This is a genomic window from Bacteroides ilei, from assembly GCF_900128495.1.
GTDB lineage: Bacteria > Bacteroidota > Bacteroidia > Bacteroidales > Bacteroidaceae > Phocaeicola > Phocaeicola ilei.
Genome location: NZ_LT635801.1, coordinates 2,110,049 through 2,130,041, shown reverse-complemented (window position 1 = coordinate 2,130,041; position 19,993 = coordinate 2,110,049). Strand labels below are relative to the sequence as shown.

The 19,993-nt window shown below is 43.3% G+C and carries 15 protein-coding genes and 1 pseudogene; 4 read left to right on the top strand and 12 right to left on the bottom strand.

Annotated elements, in window-relative coordinates; all coding sequences use genetic code 11:
- Positions 1 to 22 precede the first annotated feature (22 nt).
- The 11 genes and pseudogenes from BQ7489_RS09190 to BQ7489_RS09140 all read right to left on the bottom strand — a co-directional run bounded on the left by BQ7489_RS09190 (position 23) and on the right by BQ7489_RS09140 (position 14,981).
- Positions 23 to 1,603 (bottom strand): arylsulfatase, encoded by a 1,581-nt coding sequence (locus BQ7489_RS09190; RefSeq protein WP_162617792.1) that lies wholly within the window; start codon positions 1,601 to 1,603, stop codon positions 23 to 25.
- Between the two features lie 13 nt (positions 1,604 to 1,616).
- Positions 1,617 to 3,200: a glycoside hydrolase family 43 protein gene (locus BQ7489_RS09185; RefSeq protein WP_113745287.1), complete on the bottom strand. Its 1,584-nt coding sequence runs from the start codon at positions 3,198 to 3,200 to the stop codon at positions 1,617 to 1,619.
- 162 nt (positions 3,201 to 3,362) lie between these two features.
- Entirely contained in the window at positions 3,363 to 5,141 is a 1,779-nt protein-coding gene (locus BQ7489_RS09180; RefSeq protein ID WP_072530749.1) for a glycoside hydrolase family protein, read from the bottom strand.
- A 56-nt stretch (positions 5,142 to 5,197) separates the two neighbouring features.
- Positions 5,198 to 6,634 carry a family 43 glycosylhydrolase gene (locus BQ7489_RS09175; protein ID WP_083580527.1) on the bottom strand — a complete coding sequence of 479 codons (1,437 nt, stop codon included), beginning with the start codon at positions 6,632 to 6,634 and terminating at the stop codon, positions 5,198 to 5,200.
- A gap of 38 nt (positions 6,635 to 6,672) precedes the next feature.
- Complete coding sequence (locus tag BQ7489_RS09170) at positions 6,673 to 7,863, bottom strand: nucleoside hydrolase-like domain-containing protein (protein ID WP_072530747.1); 1,191 nt, start codon at positions 7,861 to 7,863, stop codon at positions 6,673 to 6,675.
- Between the two features lie 18 nt (positions 7,864 to 7,881).
- Positions 7,882 to 9,474, bottom strand: coding sequence for a sulfatase family protein (locus tag BQ7489_RS09165; RefSeq protein WP_072530746.1), 1,593 nt, complete (start codon positions 9,472 to 9,474; stop codon positions 7,882 to 7,884).
- A gap of 384 nt (positions 9,475 to 9,858) precedes the next feature.
- Positions 9,859 to 10,206 carry a glycoside hydrolase family protein gene (locus tag BQ7489_RS17580; protein ID WP_162617759.1) on the bottom strand — a complete coding sequence of 116 codons (348 nt, stop codon included), beginning with the start codon at positions 10,204 to 10,206 and terminating at the stop codon, positions 9,859 to 9,861.
- Positions 10,137 to 10,358: pseudogene (locus tag BQ7489_RS09155) on the bottom strand (family 43 glycosylhydrolase); the annotation flags it as partial. The gene BQ7489_RS17580 and the pseudogene BQ7489_RS09155, both read right to left, overlap by 70 nt.
- Positions 10,359 to 10,440: 82 nt before the next feature.
- Positions 10,441 to 12,237 (bottom strand): SLC5 family protein, encoded by a 1,797-nt coding sequence (locus tag BQ7489_RS09150; protein WP_072530744.1) that lies wholly within the window; start codon positions 12,235 to 12,237, stop codon positions 10,441 to 10,443.
- Positions 12,238 to 12,246: 9 nt separating this feature from the next.
- A complete protein-coding gene (locus BQ7489_RS09145; RefSeq protein WP_162617791.1) occupies positions 12,247 to 13,485 on the bottom strand; it encodes a hypothetical protein in 1,239 nt (412 codons plus the stop codon).
- A 14-nt stretch (positions 13,486 to 13,499) separates the two neighbouring features.
- Positions 13,500 to 14,981, bottom strand: coding sequence for an arylsulfatase (locus tag BQ7489_RS09140; RefSeq protein ID WP_072530742.1), 1,482 nt, complete (start codon positions 14,979 to 14,981; stop codon positions 13,500 to 13,502).
- Between the two features lie 233 nt (positions 14,982 to 15,214).
- Here BQ7489_RS09140 and BQ7489_RS09135 point away from each other — a divergent pair, with 233 nt between their 5' ends.
- The 4 genes from BQ7489_RS09135 to BQ7489_RS09120 all read left to right on the top strand — a co-directional run bounded on the left by BQ7489_RS09135 (position 15,215) and on the right by BQ7489_RS09120 (position 18,769).
- Entirely contained in the window at positions 15,215 to 16,510 is a 1,296-nt protein-coding gene (locus BQ7489_RS09135; protein WP_072530741.1) for an alpha-galactosidase, read from the top strand.
- A 15-nt stretch (positions 16,511 to 16,525) separates the two neighbouring features.
- The gene (locus tag BQ7489_RS09130; RefSeq protein ID WP_072530740.1) at positions 16,526 to 17,746 is read left to right on the top strand and encodes an anaerobic sulfatase-maturation protein; all 1,221 of its coding nucleotides are present in this window, start codon (positions 16,526 to 16,528) and stop codon (positions 17,744 to 17,746) included.
- A 565-nt stretch (positions 17,747 to 18,311) separates the two neighbouring features.
- Positions 18,312 to 18,470: a hypothetical protein gene (locus BQ7489_RS17575; protein WP_162617790.1), complete on the top strand. Its 159-nt coding sequence runs from the start codon at positions 18,312 to 18,314 to the stop codon at positions 18,468 to 18,470.
- Complete coding sequence (locus BQ7489_RS09120) at positions 18,446 to 18,769, top strand: TolC family protein (RefSeq protein ID WP_162617789.1); 324 nt, start codon at positions 18,446 to 18,448, stop codon at positions 18,767 to 18,769. The genes BQ7489_RS17575 and BQ7489_RS09120 overlap by 25 nt, the downstream gene beginning before the upstream one ends.
- Before the next feature lie 287 nt (positions 18,770 to 19,056).
- Here the strand turns inward: BQ7489_RS09120 and BQ7489_RS09115 are convergent, their stop codons facing one another.
- Positions 19,057 to 19,992 carry an RluA family pseudouridine synthase gene (locus BQ7489_RS09115; RefSeq protein ID WP_072530737.1) on the bottom strand — a complete coding sequence of 312 codons (936 nt, stop codon included), beginning with the start codon at positions 19,990 to 19,992 and terminating at the stop codon, positions 19,057 to 19,059.
- Position 19,993: the final 1 nt, after the last annotated feature.

The following is a 19,993-nucleotide window of genomic DNA, read 5'->3' as shown; positions in this document are numbered from 1 at the left end:
CCTTATGAGAAAATAAATAATTCTATTTTTCCTCCCAAGGGAAAGACTTTATGCCATTAGGTCTGTAAACCGGTAAGATATTTCCGGTTTCTTTCGCTCTTTTCACCTTCTTCTGATAGTCTACAAAAGTCTCATCCGGCGTCCAGTACCAAGGATGGGGAGTAAAGGAAGAATCCATAATCCGAATGGCTTCTTTCACAATCTCCGGATAATTGAAAGCCAAATCCCTTTCCCAGTAAGTATCTTCTTCCGTCAGATACAGCTCTACCGGAGAATTCTTGTCTGCTCTGTATGCCGAGAAAGCTCCCATTCTAACACCTTGTTCTTTACCTCTGGAGAAATACAGATACTTATGCCCCGTATAGTTTTCTTTTTCTCCTTTCAGCAATGGAAGAAGGGAAATGCCATCGGTTCTTCTGGCGTGCGGATCAAGTCCGGCAATTTCTGCGGCTGTGGGGAAAAAGTCGGGCAGCCACACCGGAGTACTGATGACTTCCGGCTTGAACTTCGACGGACAGGATACGAAGAAGGGCACACGCAGACCACCTTCCTGTGCCGTAAATTTTCCTCCCCTAAACGGTCCTTTATTCTTCAGCCAAGGGTCGTCCGGCCAGGAAGGTCCGTTCCCTCTTTCGGTATAACCGCACATGGAATAACCGTTGTCAGACGCAAAGAAGATAATGGTATTTTCATATTGTCCCGTCTGCTTCAGATACGACACCAGCTCTCCTACAAAAAAGTCCAGTTTCATGACCATGGCCGCCCATTCCCTAGAAAGTTGGTTCACTTCCGGATGGTCCTTCATTTCACCCAGCTTATTCACGATAACCGGACCATGTGGCAACTGCGTGGCATAATACAGGAAAAAGGGCGATTTATCCTTCGCTTCCGTCTGTCGTTTCAGAAAATTCATGGCTGCTTTCTCCATCTCATTCTCTGAATACGCATAGCCATACGGATTTTTCAGTTCGCTGATATACAGACGACCGTCTTTATCATACGTATTTTGTGCCTTGTTGTCTTTATAATCATATCTCCGGGCCATTTCAAATCCCTTATTTTGCGGATACATGACTTTCCGGTCGTTTTCATACAAATAATCTGGAATATAAGTGTGTGCCTCAGTCTGGTCATAAAAACCAAAACAATAATCAAACCCCTGTTTGTAAGGCACTCCCTCGGTTCCCTGCAGACCGATTCCCCATTTGCCGACAAAGGCTGTGTGATAACCTGCTTCTTTCAGAACCTCTGCCACTGTCACATCACTGTCCAGGATGTTATCCTGCCCACGTGCACTGGAGTTCATCCGGACAGAAGAGTGACCGGTGTGCAGGCCTGTAAGCATGCAGCAGCGAGACGGAGCTGACTCTGGCGCTGCTGCATATGCCTGACTAAAACGTACGCCCTGCATGGCCAGACTGTCCAGATGAGGAGTCCTGTATCGCTGTTGTCCATAACAACTCAAATCGCGGTAACTCATATCATCGGCCAGTACAAAGATGATATTGGGTTTCTCTGTCTTATGTGCTTCCTGCCCGTTAGCAAACAAGGGAGTAAAAAGAGATGCCAGCGGAAGCATTCTTGTTAAATTATATGTTTTCATACCTATTGATATTTTATTTACCTTCATAATCAAACCAATCAAACCAGACCTTGCTCTTCGAAGACTTTCCATTGGAAGTGGCATACATACCTATATACGGTCCGTTAAATCCGCCGCTCACTTTCTCATCAGAGATAATGGAAAGCGGTTGTGCCACTCCCATATCGGTAAGTGCATCCTCCGATTCTCCATAGTAGAAACGCATGTCTTTTCCATCAGATACAATCCGGAGCACCACTTCCGCTTTCTTGTAAGGAACACGTGCCAACTCTTTCTTGCTTGCGCGGGTAGTAGCAACCAATGCCAGTTCATTTCCACACTTGATGAACTGTACATGGCCGTTGCTTACACGATACACAATCATACCAGCCTGCTCGTTAGATTTACGGGAAGAGAATTTCATCTTGGCCGACGCCGTAAAAGCAATATGTTCTATACGGCGTGCCACAAGAGAAGGATTTACCAGACTGTCGGCCACCTGCGGACGCAGTTCCAATGCCAGATGTCCGTCTTTCAATTCATACCATTTCTCCATCGGTGTGCGAAGGAAGTTCCATTCCAGTGCCAGCTTGTCTGTATCGAAGTTATCTCTGACAGGAGTTTTCTCTACCGGCGACCAGGGCAGATTCGGACGTTTGCACACTTCGGGCACACCGCCTTTTCCCGGATTGAAGATAGGAGTTTCCCATTTCATACCTTCCAGTTTCTGAAATTCCACCGGAGTAAGGAAAGTTTCACGAGCCAGGTAGGTATATCCGTCAAAATGACGTTTAGCCAATGACACAGCCCACCAGTCACCATTCTGTGTCTGTACCAGGTCGGCGTGTCCTACCGAGTGAATGTAGCTGTCCTTACCCAAATGACGATGAGTCAGCACCGGATTGGCATGGTCCGGAATATAAGGTCCCCAGATGCTGTCACTATGGAACACTGTAACCGAGTGAAAATAGCCGGTACCCCCTTCTGCCACCAGCAACATGTATTTCCCGTTAATCTTGTAAATGTGCGGTCCTTCTGTCCAGCGGGCATTGGAAGCATGTCCATACGTAAGCTGTACACGCTTGCCCACCAGCTTGCCCTGTTTAGTATCCAGTTCCTGTAACCATGCTCCATTTTGATCGGGCCAGTCATTTTTTTTCGACATGTTTCCATGACCCACATAATAACACTTCCCGTCTTCATCCCAGAACAAAGAAGGGTCTATTCCTTGAGAATGGAGCCACACCGGATCGCTCCATGGTCCGGCAGGATCTTTGGCCGTAATATAGAAGTTTCCACCACACTGTACACAGGTGGTAATCAAGTAGAACAATCCATCGTGATGGCGAATCGTTACGGCATAAATTCCTCTTGAATCTTGCAATCCATCGGCAAATAGCATCTGTTCCGGCCGAGTAATGCCATATCCAATAAGTTTCCAATTTACAAGATCCTTACTTTTATATATAGGAATACCAGGGAACCATTCAAAAGAAGAATTCACCATATAATAATCATTACCGACTCTACATATGGAAGGATCCGGATGAAAACCGGATAAAATTGGATTTTTAAAAGTTGAATGAACCGTATCTGCATGGACAAATGATAAGATCATCATGAAAAATGTAAAAGAATAAAAAAATTTCTTCATAAAAGTTTAACTTATATTATCTAATTATATTTTAAGACTATACACGAATTTATATAAGATAGAGTATTTCTATTAGCGTTTGTATACGTAAATATGAAGTAATTGTACAAAATACAAACCAATTTTTCATTTGAAAACTATGTTCCTTGTGGTATTGCCATCAATTCTAAACCAATTATCTTTATTTTCATCAGTAATCTTTTCTCCTCCTATTGTAACATTTCGAAATGTTATATTCTTAACCCACCATATAGCTGAAGAATCATCTTTTACAATTGGTACACTGGTGTATCCAATAGTCTCCGCCCCTTTAATAAGATTGGTTTTCATTCCATTTGAATTATCTCCAACCTGCTTTTCTATTGATATATTCTCCAAAAGTATATTTCCCATCCATCCCAATTCAGATATGGAAATAAGCTGAATCTTGTCAGGATCCTCTGGATTAGTATTTGTTTGGGCATTATATTTATCATAGTTTGAATTCGGTTTAAGATTAATAAACCCTGGGATTTTACCTTCAATCCTAATATTTCTGAGAATGGTTGTTGGAGCATCTGTGGGAGGATTATATTTATATTCATTTTGTGACATAATCAGTCCCTTATTATTTCCCATACTTAACCATTCTGGGAAAATAATATCGATATTCTCCAGTATCGAACCACCGATATCAAAATATTGCCACCCGTTTGTTAAAATACTACCATTGAACGCAGGCCATAAAACACAATCCTTGACATCCAATGTATAGTTATAAAAGAAGTCATCACATGCTCTTATAAAACAATTGTAGATTTTCGAATTCAAACCTGGGCGAAAGCCGTCATTATTACAATGCCATCCTAAAAACTTTACATTCCTAAATGTGGCATTATTTGTCGGTACTATTCCATGAAAAGGCGACTCCATAACAATAACACCATCAAACACAGCATTATTGCCTGCCTGTATCAATTGTCCCATCAGTCTGTCAGAATTACCAGGTTGCCAAACATACTGCCTCCCAGAAAGGATTCCACGTCCATATACGGCCTGCTTCGTATCACCATAATTATTTCTCAATAAATATCCTTCCACAAATGCTCCACCTTCAATATATATTTCCTGACAGCTAGACAAAGTCAAGCCTCCATATTCATTTATAATTGAGCCACGTGGTCCATCTTTTTTAAGATTATGATAACCAGCTTTAAAATATATCACATCTGCACTGGATAAATCAATTTCAGAAACATTCTTAGTGTAATACACCACCTTTTGCTTTGTAGTATCTGGCTTCAATACTTCTATAGGATCAACGTAAATACAAAGCATATCTTTAATCCAATTATAAGGCTCAATAGCTCCACCTTCCCCTTTAGGTAATATTAATGTATTCCTAGGATCATCAAAATTAACAGCTATATATTTATTGGCTGTATTGACAGCAAAGGTTATTGATGAGCCATTGTTCTGAGATGAAATATTATAACTTTTGGGTGATATCTGTACTTTTGATGTAGAATAACCATCAATCGACTCTACCCTAAAAATTAATTTTTTATGGTAATCTGGATTATATGTTACAGGGACAAAAGAAAAAGAACGTTGTTTTGTATATTCCGCTTGATAATCTTCCCCTATACTTCCATCAGAATTTTCTTTCATCACTATAGGATCTGATTGTAAAACTTGTATTTCTGTCTCTTTTCCACCATCAACAGATACATAAACTTTATAATGCTCAGACAACTTTGCCTGTCCTTGTCCTATTGGCCACTCATAAGTCGTAATTATACTATCTGAAACAGAGCTTGGTCCATTACTATCCACTGACAAAGTATTACCATCTAATGAATCACTGCATGAGATAATTAACGACATCATGTATAATGTCATTAATTTATTTTTTATTGATTTCATAATATTATTTTATAGATTTTCATTAAGTACATGACATATCTACATTATACTGATTTCTATTTTACATTTCCAGCAAAAAAGCGGCAATCAGAAATAGAAATATTGCCACCCATTACTTTAAGATAAACATCATTTTTCCCATTAGCATCAATGAGAGATGTATCAACATATCCATCCTTCTCTATAAGAAGAGTCCCTATCAGTTTGTTCCCTTTACTTCCTGTCCTAACTTCCAGTTTTAATGGCTTTTTTACTCCAGAAGCCATAGCACTGAAATAATAATATCCGGTTCCTAAATCTATATTCTTTATGTTTACCGATTCACCATCTCTCAACGTAAGGCAGGACACTGGTAACGTTATAGAATATGATTGTAAATTTACAACTCGATCCACACCTTCCAATGTTTGCTGTATAGGTATAATACTTCCATTTTTATTATAATTAAGCTTATCTATACACACAGAACGCTGTGTCCAAGTGCCTGGTCCATGAAAGTGATCCTGACGCCAGGAAGAAAGAGCTGATGTATGATAAAACAAATATTCCTGACCATGATATTCTACAATACCTCCGTGGTTCGACTGCGTCAAACGCCAAGGCACATAGTCATATCCCGGCAATTTCGGACCGTTTTTCACACCTACTCCCAACTCGTAATTCATCACTCCTCCGTATTTGAAGGGTCCCATAGGAGAATCACCTACAGAATAGGCCAGTTCAGAAGGCTTACGGTTCGGGTCATCCGGATGATTCTTGTCAATTTTATTACCATACTTTGTGTGATACGAAAGATAGTACTTCCCGTCGTGCTTGTTCATCCATATAGCTTCCATAAAACGATCTGTATCAATTTCCAGCTTTACTGGTTCTCCGACAAACTCATACATGTTATCTTTCAACTGCGCTGCCATGTGACTGCCCCAGTACAGGTAAATCTTGCCATCTGTATCACGGAACACCGCCGGGTCGATTCCTCTTGTTTCCTTTATTTGAGGAGTCAGCACCTTGAAACGTTCGGTCAGCGAGTTGCTTTCCGCAACTGCCAGATAAGCTGTTACTTTGCGTTTTTCCTGTGAAGACTCCGCTCCATGCTGAATGCGAATCGGAATATACAGATAATACTTGCCGTCTTTATAGATAAAGTCAGGTGCCCATACTGCCCACTTGTCTGAAGCCGACGCATCTTTCGGACGAATATCGTTTACGTGAAAAATCTCTCCATGGTCAGTCCAGTTCACCATATCGGACGAAGAAAAGGCATGATAGCAATGCATGGTAGAATATCCACCGCCATTCTCGTGGTCTACGGAAGTTATCATCCACACCCGTCCGTCGGGCATCACATGTGGAGCTGCATCGGCAGTATACATGTGACATATCACCGGGTTACCGTAAGGATAAGGGGCGGTGTTTACATTCTTCTTTACTTGTGCGTCCATAGAACCAGCCAAGGCCATGCACATGGACAAGAATAAAAGTCGTTTTTTCATTGATTAATGTTTAAATGGTATTTAAAAGATAACTGAATTCATTTCGAGCCTTTCCCGGCAGCCACATCCGAACGCTTCAGCAGTTCTGCTCGGATGGCAGCAGCTTCCTGAAAAAATTTCTTTTCATTGGCTTTTTCCACCTCCGGATCATTGGTACCATCAGAAGCCACATCCTGGAGTGAAACTCCCCACCAGCCCAGCAATACATAGTAAGTAGCACAATCGGAATCGTCCACCGTATTAAGTGCATACTTCCCGGTAGCAAAGATTTTACCCAAGTGACTTTTGTGGAACTGATTGAAATATTCTTTTCCATGTGGACTACCACTCACAATGCCGTGCTGTCCGATAGCACCTAACTCATAATACCAAATCTTACCTTGTGCGGCCATCACTTTCATATAGCTGCATGCCGCAGCATCTTCCCGGCAGTTGGCTACATCCTCCGGATGTTCCGGACTTCCCTGATGCAAAGAAGAATCCGTCCAATGAGCAATAAAACGGATTTTCTTCAGCAAATGAGCCCGTCCGGAATGAAGACAAGCATTGACCAAGATGGCCGGTTCAGTCAAAGAACCCCAGCAAAGCACGTTTACCGTGTCTTTTTCATGCTGCAACAAATCTAAAAGAGAAGTGACCGTAGGATAGTGGTCTAAAACTTTTGCATAATCCTTCTTGTAATCAAAACGCTCTGCACTTTCTTTGATGCAACTTTGGGTAAACGAGATGGAATCCGGGAAATCCGGATATACTTTCTTAAGATTTACCACGTCGGTTGCATAGGCTTCGCCAAAATAATGCTGTGCCCACTCTGCCTGATTACCGGACGTAGCATGTTGTTTCCGATGAGTACTTGCCACCACGATACCTCGCGTATCAAAACAATCAGCCAGTAACAAATACCCAGCCATGGCCGAAATGTCGTCCGGGTCATTCACCGTACCTTCTTTATTTGGTCCAGGAATGCTCTTATCAGACATATCAGTATAAATCCATACCACAGGCTTTCCTGTATCGGCATAAAGGGCGGAAGAAATTCCACCCAAACATACTACCAGCCAAACTACAAATCCTAAGTATTTATTATATTCAATGCATTCCTGTTCAATTATATCCAGCGATGAAGTCAATCTTTTTCCCTTGCGAGTTTTCTTCGGCTTTTCACTCTGCGCTTGCATCCATGCCGGCATCAGCGTGGCTGCAATTCCTATCAGCAAATTCTTGTTCATTGTAATACTTTTAATTAGTTACTTATTTAAATGTGACGTATCTACATCCGACTGAAAAATCCATCCCGGGAATCTCAGCTTCTCTCCTTTCTGCAAACGGTTATAATAATCCCGGTGATTTTTGTCGCAATAGGGCATGCGCTCATAATAACCGGCATCACTCTCCATGCGGTGGTCTCCCTGAGATTTCAATTCCTCAAACATCTGTTTTCGGAGTTTATCGGCCACTTTTCGTCCTTCGCCTGAGGAAATCAGGTTGTGCATGCAGTCAGGGTCTTTTACGACGTCATAAAGTTCTTCTTGCGAACGCTTTCCAAAATTCAGGCTCCAGTACTTATGTATCTCTGTTTTACCGTCTTTTATCAATTCTGTCTTAATGACCCCTCCGTCACAGTTCAGATAACCTGTTTCCGGATTACCAGCCGGCCAGCGGTCTGGCTCAAAATTATAGACATAGAGATACCGTTCGGTTACGATTCCCCGGATAGGATAGCCGGCATCATCAGGACGACCTATATCGTGCCGCTCCTTCCCTATCAGCACATGATTACGGAATGAGTCATATTTGCTTTTTCCTGATTTTATCAGCGAAAGCATACTTCTGCCTTCTATCTGCTGCATACCTTTTGCCTCACCGTCTATTTCTGCTACTTCCAGAAAAGTAGGTGCCAGGTCGATGAAATTGACAAAATCAAAATTCTTCACTCCTTTCTGTGGAATCCCCTTAGGCCAGTACACCAGCATCGGCAAATGATTGGAGGCATGATATGCTTGTCCTTTTATACGCGGGAAAGGCATACCGTTATCAGCCGTCACCACGATAATGGTATTATCCAGCAGGCCTTCTATCTTCAGCTTTTCTACCATTTTTCCCAAATGGGCATCAAAATGCTCCAGTTCGAAAGCAAAATCGAGCATGTCATTCCGCGTTTCTTCACAATCGGGCCAATAAGGTGGAACCCGATTTATATCCACAATCCGGTAATTTCCTTTATTCACCCCACTTCCGTATTCATAGAACCGGTGAGGTTCCAGCGACCCATACCAGAAAAAGAAAGGCTGCGATTTATCTCTCGTATCAATGAATTCCGCAAAGTTGGCTGCATAGTCAATATTCGAGATTTCCGGAGTGACCGGAGTCAGTTTGATACGGTCGAATGACGGACCAATCAGTTCACGTTTTTTTCCATTTATTTGTCCCGGATCGCCCGGTGCCCAACCTTTTCCCGTTTTAGCTACCACATAGCCATTTTCGCGCATTACCTCTGCAAATGTTTTAAACTGCAACGGCCAAAAGGCAAAATGATTGCAGGCAGCTTCCAACTGCCAGGAATTCCGCCCTGTCAATATACACGAACGGCTGGGTCCACTCTTGGCATTACAAGTATAGGCATTCATGAACAGCGTACCTTGAGAAGCCAACTGGTCTATGTGCGGAGTCCGCACCCACTTGCACCCGTATGCTCCCCAGAAAGGAAAAGACACATCATCGGCCAGACAAAACAAAATATTGGGACGAGCATCTGTACGAGCAAACTCTGTACATTCCTTCCCATACATGTTTATTGCCGTACAAACAGCCACAGATGTCAACAAAAGTGTATTTTTCATATCGAAAGTCTATTAAACTCCTTCAAAAGTAGAAACGCAGCCATACAACTATTGTACGCCGCGTTCACAGTTTTGATTCATTTGTTCAGAAATATCATAAATCCAGCTCTCACACTATCTCAAGCGTATCATCCGACTCTTTCATCTCAAAAAACGTGCGTGAGACTTTGCTCCGCCATTGGGATAATGAAGTGTCATTATCAAACGTCCGTCGAAAGTCTTGAACAACATGGCATGTTCTTCAGACGTATCTGCCACTAAAATAGCAGTTGCTCTCCGGTGTAAGAATGGACGACCGGGAACTTGTTGCGGAAAGGGTGACTTCTCATTGGTGAACGTAGCAAACAAATAATACTTCCCTTTATATTCATGCATTTCTGGAGCTCAGATGCCATGAGAAGCATCCACCCACTCACTATCCACTGACTCATATACCATGTAAGGACCTTCCCACATTTTCAAATCCCGACCTTTATACATCTTCAAGCCATGCTTTCCATTCGGGCGGCCTGCTTTCTGCCGGGTAGCGCAATGCAAATAATAGGTCTGCATCTTTTCATCTGGGAAAATATAAGGGTCGCGCACCGCAATTTCATGAAGCGAATGTTTTCTTACCAGAAGAGGGTATGCAGCACTTTCCTTATATTCAAAATAATCAAAATCAGCACATATCCTATCTGTCCCCAATGCATCAAATCCCTGCTGTGATAAATGGGTAGTCCGGGATACCACTCAAAAGAAGAAGTAACCAGATAATAATCCTCACCTACCCAGCAAATGGAAGTATCTGGATGAAATCCCGGAATAATCGGGTTCCGGAACGTGGTAAAGGCATGTAACTGAAGAACCAGACATGCCCTAAAAAAGGTGTAACAATCGTGCATTCATATCACTGTTCTATAAAACAAGAATAGCTGCCAAAGCCACTTTATCAGTAACCATGGCAGCCATGAAACCTGATTCTAATTAGAAAATCAGGCTGAAACTTAAGATAAGGACAACCATCAGTACAAAAGAGACTCCCCACCAAAAACCTACAGATTTATACCATCTGTCACCCAGTCCGTCTTTCAGGTTGGTCAAGTCTTTCAAATTCAGTACCAGTCCAGAAGAAACCTGCTCGGCTTTCGGCTTAGGAGTGAAATGAGCGGAAACCATACAGGTAACCACAGCCACAGCCCAGACAATCAGTCCCTGGTTGGCAAAAGGTTTGACAAACTGTGCAAAAGCCGTATGCGAATCGGCCAAAGGACCGAATTCCAGATACTTCAACAGAATACCGACCACAAAAGACACGATTACCGCAGTCAAAGCATCCTGTCCGTTGACTTTCTTCCAGAGCATACCTATCAGGAAGATGGCCGAGAACGGAGGAGCAATAAAAGTGTATAGGGTCTGAATGTAGACAAAAATGTTTATCTTCGTCATGGCCAGCAATACTGCCAAAGCGATAGACACAATAAGAATAATGGCACCGGCCCATTTTCCTACCCTTACCTCCTGCACTTCCGTAGCCTGACGGTTCACGTAATGCTTATAAAAATCGAAGGTAAAAATAGTTGAAGTAGAATTCAACACCGAGCTGACAGTACTCTGAATAGCACCAAACAAGGCAGCCAGCAGCAAACCGGTCATAAAGGGTGGAACCAGCTTGGAAATCATCATGATATAAGTCTTGTTTGCCTCTTCACTCATTACCGACCAGTTGCTGGAGAACAGGAAATCAGGTTTCATCACAAACCAGATTAAACCGGGAACCACCACGATAAACGGCAACAGCAGTTTCAGGAAGGAAGCAAATACCATTCCCATTCTGGCATGGTAGATGTCCTTTGCAGCAAACACTTTCTGAATCATGTGTTGATTAATGACTGTATACCACAAGCCGATATAGAAGAAAGAGAACACCCAGTGAGTCCACGGAGTAGTAGTATGATTAACCGGCTGCAACACCGACAAGCGGTTGTAGCTATCACCTTCCGCCGAACCAGCCAGCATATTCACCACATTCTTATTCAGCCATTCAGAAGCCCATCCGTCACGGCATTGGTTCACATTAATCATTCGGGAAAAACCGTCTACAATGCTTCCATCACCAATGTACGACAAGCCCAGGAAGGTAACCATGAGTCCACCCATAACCATGATGACAATGGTAAGCACATCCATCCAGGCCACCGATTTCAGTCCTCCCCATATCGCCCATACACCAGAAGCAAAGGCTATCAAGAAGATAGAGATGAACAATCCCCAGTTAGGAATATATCCAGCCGTAATGGAAGCAATGTCCAGTCCCATGAGTTTATTGAAACCCAAGGCTTCTTCTACAATCAGTCCGCCTCCATAAATTACAGGAGCCATGAAAGCCGTTACATTTGCCAATATCGTGATAAAGGCAAACAAGAGACGTATTTCTTTATTGAAACGTTTTTCCAGAAATTCAGGCGTGGTATACACCTTTGAGCCTAACAAGAAAGGAATAAACAGCCAGATAAGGAAAGAGAATGCGATGACAGCACTCCACTCTGGCGTGGCCACCACAATTCCATACAATACCGCAGCTCCAATCATTCCTAAAAAGTGTTCGGTACTGATATTGGCTGCAATATAGGAACTCCCTACCACATACCACGGAAGAGTCTTACCGGCCAGAAAATAGTCGGATGCAGCCTGCTTCTTACTACGTCCTACATACCATCCAATAAAACTCAAGAAAAAGAAATATCCAAAAAAGGATACAAAATCAAGTAATTGAAGATCCATATTACTATATTATTTTACAGGTACAAAAATATCACCATCGCGCTGTGGCACAGTGAACGAGCATGCAACAGAGTTATCTGACACACGCTTCATTTCTTTATCGAAAGAAACTGTCACATCAGAATTTCCGTAAGGATTATATACCACGGTTCCTCCCTCAAATTCTCTTTTCCAGCTTCCGTCCGTCTGACACTGTCCCTTTGCCAATGGCTTGCCTAAATTCACGTCATAGAATGAATACCAGTCATGATAATGGTCTGGAGTGGGAAGAGGATTCGGATCGCCATACAGCACATATCCGTCACTCATCGTAAGACCCAAAGTCGTAGTGGCACGCATTCTACGCAAGTCTTTCCGGTTTCCCCACACTTCCAGGCAGTTCACCCGAGGTTCCAAGAAATTCTCTTCATAATATTGCAGGGCCTCTTCTATCTTGCTCCAATTACGCTTGTTCATGTCATCTTCGGAATACAATTTAAGCTCTTCCACCGGCATGCTGAGGGAATCTATCGGGTTCAACTCCATAAATGCCCCGTTGATATAGTCTTTATACCTCATGCCGTCTTCTATGTCATCGTGTATATTGACAATAATCAACTTATCTCTTCCGATGGCCTTACGAATCCGCTTAATGACTTCCAGGTTACCGCTCCAGTCGAGCATAATGCCATCGTAAACCCCACATTCCACGGCAATTTTAGCCTGGCGCGCTATATTGTCAAGAAGTCCTTCATTCTTATAGTCAAGCAGATAAAAAGGCTCCCATCCTCCTAACCAGCCCTTCTTGATGTTCCCATTCTCATCACGGAGCCACCAGTCACTGTCTTCCGGCAAGAAGCTCATCGGTGCATCCCGCCATCTCACTTCGAACAGACACACCATATTCGGATTCAACTCCTGAAGCCGACGGCGATTCTCCAATGCGTGTGACAGACTCTCCTTGGTAAACTCCGTAGCAAAACCGGGATATTTATGATCCCATGTAAGTCCTAAAATCAAATCTACCCCTTCTCCCAGCTGGCTTAGTGGTTCTTCCCACATCAGGTCATGCTTGGCACAAGCCTTGATTCGATTTCCTTCCGTATCAACCGGATATTCCGGCATGTCAATATTATACCATGCCATAAAAGCTGACGGATAGTCACGCGAATCAACTCTCTCCGCCAAAGGTTTCCTGTCCACCTTTACAGATGAACAGGAAACCATACACATAGCAATAACTCCAAGACTAAACAAATTCTTCTTCATATCGTTTTCCTTTTTCAATCATGAGACATATCTGTTTCCTTACCGTCCATTTGCAACAATGAAACTACCGGGAAAGGAGTATGACCTCCTTTTATATAGCCTTCCATGATTTCTACTATCTCAGGATGTTCTTCTTTTACATCCTTCTGTTCAGACACATCGTCCGTCAAACGGTACAGAGAAGTTTCTACCGGTTTTGCACCCTTTCCCTGACGTACATTCAATTTGATGTACTTCCAGTTATCAGCTACTACAGCCTGTTTTCCTCCTTCTTCATAGAATTCGAAATACAGATATTTATGTTTCTCTTGTTTGGCTGTATCACCCAGCAGTGTAGGCAACAGTGATAAACCATCTATACCAGCCGGTTTTTCCACTTTGGCGATGTCACAGAAAGTAGGCAGCACATCCCAGAAAGCCGACAAATGGTTGCTGGTAGAACCGGCTTTCACCTTACCCGGCCATTTTACGATAAACGGAGTGCGGATACCCCCGTCCCACATGTCACGTTTCTTTCCTCTGAGATTTGCGTTGCTGTCAAAGAAATCAACCTTGTGCCCGCCTTCCTGGTGAGGGCCGTTATCGGAAGCGAACATGATAATTGTATTGTCGGCCAGACCTTCTTTTTCCAGGTGTGCCACCAAATCACCTACTTGTTTATCAATAATCTGCATCATTTGTGCAAAGCCTTTTTCCACTTCCGGCCAGTCTTTAGCAGCAATATCCGCATTGTGTGAAGGAACCTCACATCCGTTAGGAGCGGCCTCGTTGTTGGCATGAGGCAAATTCAGTGCATAATAAATGAAGAACAGGTTCTTCTTATTGTTTGAAATAAATTTCAAGGCTTCTTTTTCAAACAGATCCGGTGCATATTGTTTACGGGCATCCATTCTTGCCACTCCGGTACCTTCCGGCATATCGGCCCACGGGTTTGTACCGTCTTCTGCCAAAGCTAACTTATTACCGGTAAGTTCCTCCTTTACTCCATTTCTATACAAAAATTCAGGGAAGCAGTTGTGTGCATGCCACATGTTCAGATAGCCGTAAGAAAGGTCGAATCCTTTGCGCTGCGGATCATCCAGTGGAATCGGGTGACCAATACCCCATTTCCCAATTACGGCAGTTTTGTATCCGGCACCTTTCAGCACACTGGCCAGAGTAGCTTCGTTATCGCCCAAAAGCTGCGGTCCAGGCTGGTTACCTCTTACAGAAGTATGTCCCGTATGCTTTCCTGTCATCAAACATGCACGTGACGGACCTGACACGGTTGTTCCACAATAATGATTGGTAAACAACATACCGTCTGCCGCCAGTTTGTCGATATTAGGAGTTTCATATTTCTTTTGTCCAGTAAGACTTAAATCTCCCATCCCCATGTCATCGACTAAGAAATAGATGATATTAGGTTTCTTTTCCTCTACTTTTTTCTGCTCTACGCAACCGGTAGAAACGATTGAGGCCAAGAGCATTGCTCCGCAGTATACTTTTTTATCCATAACGATTAATATTTAAAGTGTTTGATTTTCGACTTTACAAAAGAAGTGATTATAAGGCGTATACTTTATTCCTTTTGTACAGCATATTATATTTTCTGTACACATCCTCCAGAAATCTTCGGACAATCAAGACAGCCGTACGATAGGCAAACAAATGCGTACACGCGCACAAACATCTTCTTCCCATCACGCGTATTTTTGTCACATCATTATTCACATTAACAGAAATAACCATGAAACAAGTATGTAATCCGAAACTCGCAATGACTCCCCCGATGGGATGGAATAGCTGGGACTGCTTTGGCCTGGATGTAAGCGAAGCGGAGGTAAAAGAAAACGCCAGATACATGGCAGCACATTTAAAAGAATTTGGATGGGAATATATCGTCGTAGATTTGGGATGGTATGCCCCGGGAGTAACCACTAGCAACTACAAGAAAAAGAACATTCCCATGATAACGGACGAATTCGGACGTTTGATTCCGGTGGAAGAAAGATTCCCATCTTCGGCAGGTGGAAAAGGGTTCAAGCCACTGGCCGACTACGTACACTCTCTCGGACTGAAATTCGGTATCCACATCATGAGAGGTATGCCATGGATTGCAACTGAAAACAAACAGGTCATTAAGGGAACAGATATTACCTGCGACCAGGTGGCAGAAGAAAATGACCAGTGTCTCTGGTATGGCAGCATGTACGGAATAGATTGTACAAAAGAAGGTGCCCAAGCGTATTATGATTCACTGATTGAACTATATACTTCGTGGGATGTGGATTTCATCAAAGCGGACGACATGGGTACCTGGGATGGTGACGGATTAAACTCTCCTCTGCGCACCGATGAGCTGGAAGCACTGGCTGCGTCTATCGAAAAGTTTGGCAACAAGATTGTATTAAGCGTTTCGCCCGGTGCGGCCTACATCGGAAATGCCTATCACCTAAGCAGACATGCACACATGTGGCGAATTTCATGCGACTTCTGGGACAACTGGGAAGCACTGAAAAGACAGTTCCCCCGATGTGCTGCCTGGAGCAAGCGAAAAGTAGCCGGACACTGGCCGGATGCAGACATGCTTCCCATGGGCAAAATCGGTATCCGAGGAGAAGTGGGTGAAGCCAGAAATACCAACTTCACATACGATGAACAAATCACCCTCGTGAGTCTCTGGTGTATCTTCCGTTCTCCACTGATGTTTGGAGGGGACCTCCCACAGACAGACGCAACGACCTTGAGTCTGATTACCAACAAGGAAGCGCTCGAACTAAATCAGCATAGCAAAAACAACCGGCAAATCTATGCTGATGAAGAGCTGATTGTATGGGCTGCCGACCATGAGAATGATTCCAAGCATTACATTGCCTTGTTCAACATCGGTGAAACTAATCTCCAAGGGGAAAAATTAGCATATTTCCTTAAAAACCAGTTTCCTGCACTGGATGTATGGAACCACAAGCTGATTCAAAAGGAAGATGAAATCACAATTGCTCCTCATGGTGTCTTATTGTTAGTAAAAGATTCCACTAAATAACTTAAGCCGATTATCATGGAAAAAACAATATCACCCTTCTCCAAGCCTCTCTATGTCATGACCAAACCCGTAGGTGCCATATGCAATCTGGCTTGCAAATACTGCTACTACCTGGAAAAAACGAACTTATACAAAGAAAACACTTCCAAGTTCGTGATGAACGACAGTTTGCTTGAAAAATTCATCTACGAGTATATCAATTCACAAACCATGCCGCAAGTATTGTTCACATGGCATGGAGGAGAAACGCTGATGCGTCCGCTAAGTTTCTACCAAAAGGTGGTAGAACTTCAGAAGAAGTATGCAAACGGAAGAACGATTGATAACTGCATCCAGACGAATGGTACCTTATTAAACGATGAATGGTGTGAGTTTTTCCATGATAATCACTGGCTGGTAGGCATTTCGATAGACGGACCACAAGAATTTCATGATGAATACCGGAAGAACAAACAAGGCAAACCTTCATTTATGAAGGTCATGCAAAGTATTCACCTGTTAAACAAGCATCAAGTGGAATGGAATGCCATGGCCGTAGTCAACGATTACAATGCCGACTATCCTTTGGAATTTTATCACTTTTTCAAAGAACTGAAATGTCACTATATTCAGTTTACTCCAATTGTAGAAAGAATCCATCCTCATGCCGACGGAAGACATCTGGCCCATGTCCTGCAGAAAGAAGAAAAGCTGGCCGACTTTTCGGTAAGTCCTGAACAATGGGGAAATTTTCTCTGCACCATATTCGACGAATGGGTAAAAAATGACGTGGGAGAATACTTTATCCAGATTTTTGATTCTACGCTGGCCAACTGGATGGGAGCTCAACCGGGAGTGTGTACCATGGCTCCCACTTGCGGACATGCAGGAGTGATGGAATTTAACGGTGACGTATACTCTTGTGACCACTTTGTGTTTCCGGAATTCAAGTTAGGAAACATCTACGAAAAATCGCTGATTGAAATGATGTATAGTGAAAAACAGATTCAATTTGGCCAGCAAAAGAAAGATTCCTTACCTAACAAATGCAAGGAATGCAAATACTTGTTTGCCTGCAACGGGGAATGTCCTAAAAACCGATTCCTGACCACAGAAGACGGTGAACCGGGACTAAACTATCTCTGCAAAGGCTATTATCAGTTCTTTGACCACGTAGCTCCCTACATGGATTTCATGAAAAAAGAACTACTGGCAGAACGCCCACCCGCCAATGTGATGAAATGTCATACTATTTAATGAAATTGATAAAATATATTCATCAAAATAACAATTAATTATTAAAATAAATAGTTATCCCTTTCATCAAAGATAAACCCCAATCCTGATTTGCCAGCCGCATTTATTCCTTTTTTCAGGAGAATTTTTTTTATGGCTGACGCCATGAAAATTCACCTGAAAAAGAATGCGGCGGCAAACGGATTAGAATTAAAGGAAAGATTACAGGGATTAACTGCGACCGACGTGACGCATAGCCGTGAATCAAAGGCGGCTATCCTTATATTCTATTTGTGGCCTCACAAATACTATGAAAATCCACCTTCCAAATAACAAAACATAGACTGCTTATTAAATACCGAAATAAGACAGGGATTTCAGCTTCCTCCGATCTGCATAGTCCAGTGGCTCTCGCAATGTTTTACTCCTATGCCCTCTTTCCACTCCTTGTTTCTTCCTTTTTCCTTTGTATGACATCTAGAAAAGCCGCACAAAAAAACTGCTCCTTCCACAGGCCGAATATCGGGAACTGGCACTGCAGCGCAACAAGGAACTACAGCAGGCTAAACTGGATAAAGACATCGCCTTGCCGAAGTTAGACGGTATGGTTTCGGGCACGTATATGCTTCCCGACATGGACATGATGGGAATGGAACTACAGATGCATGGTATATATCTGGCAGATATCAATGTCATGCAGCCGCTGTATGCCGACGGAAGATGGACACCCTGTACAGACAGGTAGAAACGGCTGTAAAGACCGGTATGGGGATCGAAAACGAACTCAATGTCAAGCGAAGTGAAATCAGCTACCAACTGCAAAAGGTACGGAACGGAGCCGACCTTTGCCGGATGACTCTTTGCCACATGCTCGGTGAACCATTCGATACACACCCGGTTCCCGTTGACACCCTTATCCGGATAACTGCTCCTACCCAACTGGATGAAAGTATCGTGCTGCGGCCCGAACTGAAATTACTGCGACAGCAGGTGGCAGGCCGAAAGCAACCGCATAGAAGCACTGACCCAATACAAGATCTATGAAACGGAATACCTGCGCTGTACCGGGAAATTGGGCGAATAAATCCAGTACATGACAATTGGTCTGTCAACCAATTTCAGTGCATTTCAAAACACCTTCACAAATAAGACAAAACACCTTGACAATTTCTTTTAAACGTCAAGGTGTTTTAGTTGAAATATCAAGTTCTTCCACAAAGAAAATCAAGTTCTTTTAGAAAAATAACTTGAACAATTTACAGATATAAAAAAGGCTGCCATCCGATTGTCGGATAGCAGCCCCTATCTGTTTCTTTATGGCTTGTGACAGATTATTTCTTTAACATCAGATTCTTGAACGGTCCCGGATACGGAGTTTCAAATTCCATCAGTTCACCGGTAACCGGATGATAAAAGCAAAGCTTGAAGGCATGCAACGCCAGACGTCCCAGCGGATCGGTCTCACAACCGTAACGGTCGTCGCCTACAACCGGATGTCCCAACGACTGCATGTGCACACGGATCTGGTTCTTGCGTCCGGTTTCCAGTTGCAGCTCCACCAGCGAATAACCGTTGGCACGCTTGATGGTGCGGTAATGAGTTACCGAGAACTTCCCCCCATCATCAACCGGAGAGGAGCTTACATACAGCTTACGGTCGGTAAGCCATGACTGTACCGTACCCTGATCCTTCTCCATTTCACCGGTCACAACAGCCACATAACGGCGGTCGTGCACGATGTCGTGCCAATTGTCGCGCAAGGTATGCTGGGTCTTTTCATCCTTTGCATACATCATGATACCCGAGGTTTCACGGTCCAGACGATGGACCACAAAAATACGGTTGTTGCGGTGGGAACGCTTTACATATTCGTTCAGGATATGCTGTGCGGTACGCTCCTTCTGATGGTCGGTTGCAACAGAAAGCAGTCCTTCCTTCTTTTCTACAACAATGATATAGGCATCTTCATACAGAATCTTCAACATCGGGTTATGAAACTCATGGTTATGCTTTTCCTTGCTAATCTGCACCTTCATACCCGGCTCCAGCGGATAATTATATTGGGTCTGTATATTGTTGTCGACCATCACCACCCGGTTGGCAAGCAATGCCTTTACGCGGGTACGGCTGATTCCGTCCATCTTCTTCATCAGGAATTCCATCAGTCCGGCCGGTTCCGTCACGTTATATACCGTACATTTCGTTGCGGCACGCCCTACCGGACGTCCAACTGAAGTTCCTTTTTTTCTGTACACGTTTCTCTCCATA

Excerpts from the sequence above, each read along its gene's own strand:
- BQ7489_RS09130 (WP_072530740.1), top strand. The coding sequence starts at position 16,526 with ATGGAAAAAACAATATCACCCTTCTCCAAGCCTCTCTATGTCATGACC.
- BQ7489_RS09175 (WP_083580527.1), bottom strand. The coding sequence starts at position 6,634 with ATGAAAAAACGACTTTTATTCTTGTCCATGTGCATGGCCTTGGCTGGT.
- BQ7489_RS09190 (WP_162617792.1), bottom strand. The coding sequence starts at position 1,603 with ATGAAAACATATAATTTAACAAGAATGCTTCCGCTGGCATCTCTTTTT.
- BQ7489_RS09165 (WP_072530746.1), bottom strand. The coding sequence starts at position 9,474 with ATGAAAAATACACTTTTGTTGACATCTGTGGCTGTTTGTACGGCAATA.
- BQ7489_RS09145 (WP_162617791.1), bottom strand. The coding sequence starts at position 13,485 with ATGAAGAAGAATTTGTTTAGTCTTGGAGTTATTGCTATGTGTATGGTT.
- BQ7489_RS09185 (WP_113745287.1), bottom strand. The coding sequence starts at position 3,200 with ATGATCTTATCATTTGTCCATGCAGATACGGTTCATTCAACTTTTAAA.
- BQ7489_RS09115 (WP_072530737.1), bottom strand. The coding sequence starts at position 19,992 with ATGGAGAGAAACGTGTACAGAAAAAAAGGAACTTCAGTTGGACGTCCG.
- BQ7489_RS09180 (WP_072530749.1), bottom strand. The coding sequence starts at position 5,141 with ATGAAATCAATAAAAAATAAATTAATGACATTATACATGATGTCGTTA.
- BQ7489_RS09140 (WP_072530742.1), bottom strand. The coding sequence starts at position 14,981 with ATGGATAAAAAAGTATACTGCGGAGCAATGCTCTTGGCCTCAATCGTT.
- BQ7489_RS09150 (WP_072530744.1), bottom strand. The coding sequence starts at position 12,237 with ATGGATCTTCAATTACTTGATTTTGTATCCTTTTTTGGATATTTCTTT.
- BQ7489_RS09120 (WP_162617789.1), top strand. The coding sequence starts at position 18,446 with ATGGACACCCTGTACAGACAGGTAGAAACGGCTGTAAAGACCGGTATG.
- BQ7489_RS09135 (WP_072530741.1), top strand. The coding sequence starts at position 15,215 with ATGAAACAAGTATGTAATCCGAAACTCGCAATGACTCCCCCGATGGGA.
- BQ7489_RS09170 (WP_072530747.1), bottom strand. The coding sequence starts at position 7,863 with ATGAACAAGAATTTGCTGATAGGAATTGCAGCCACGCTGATGCCGGCA.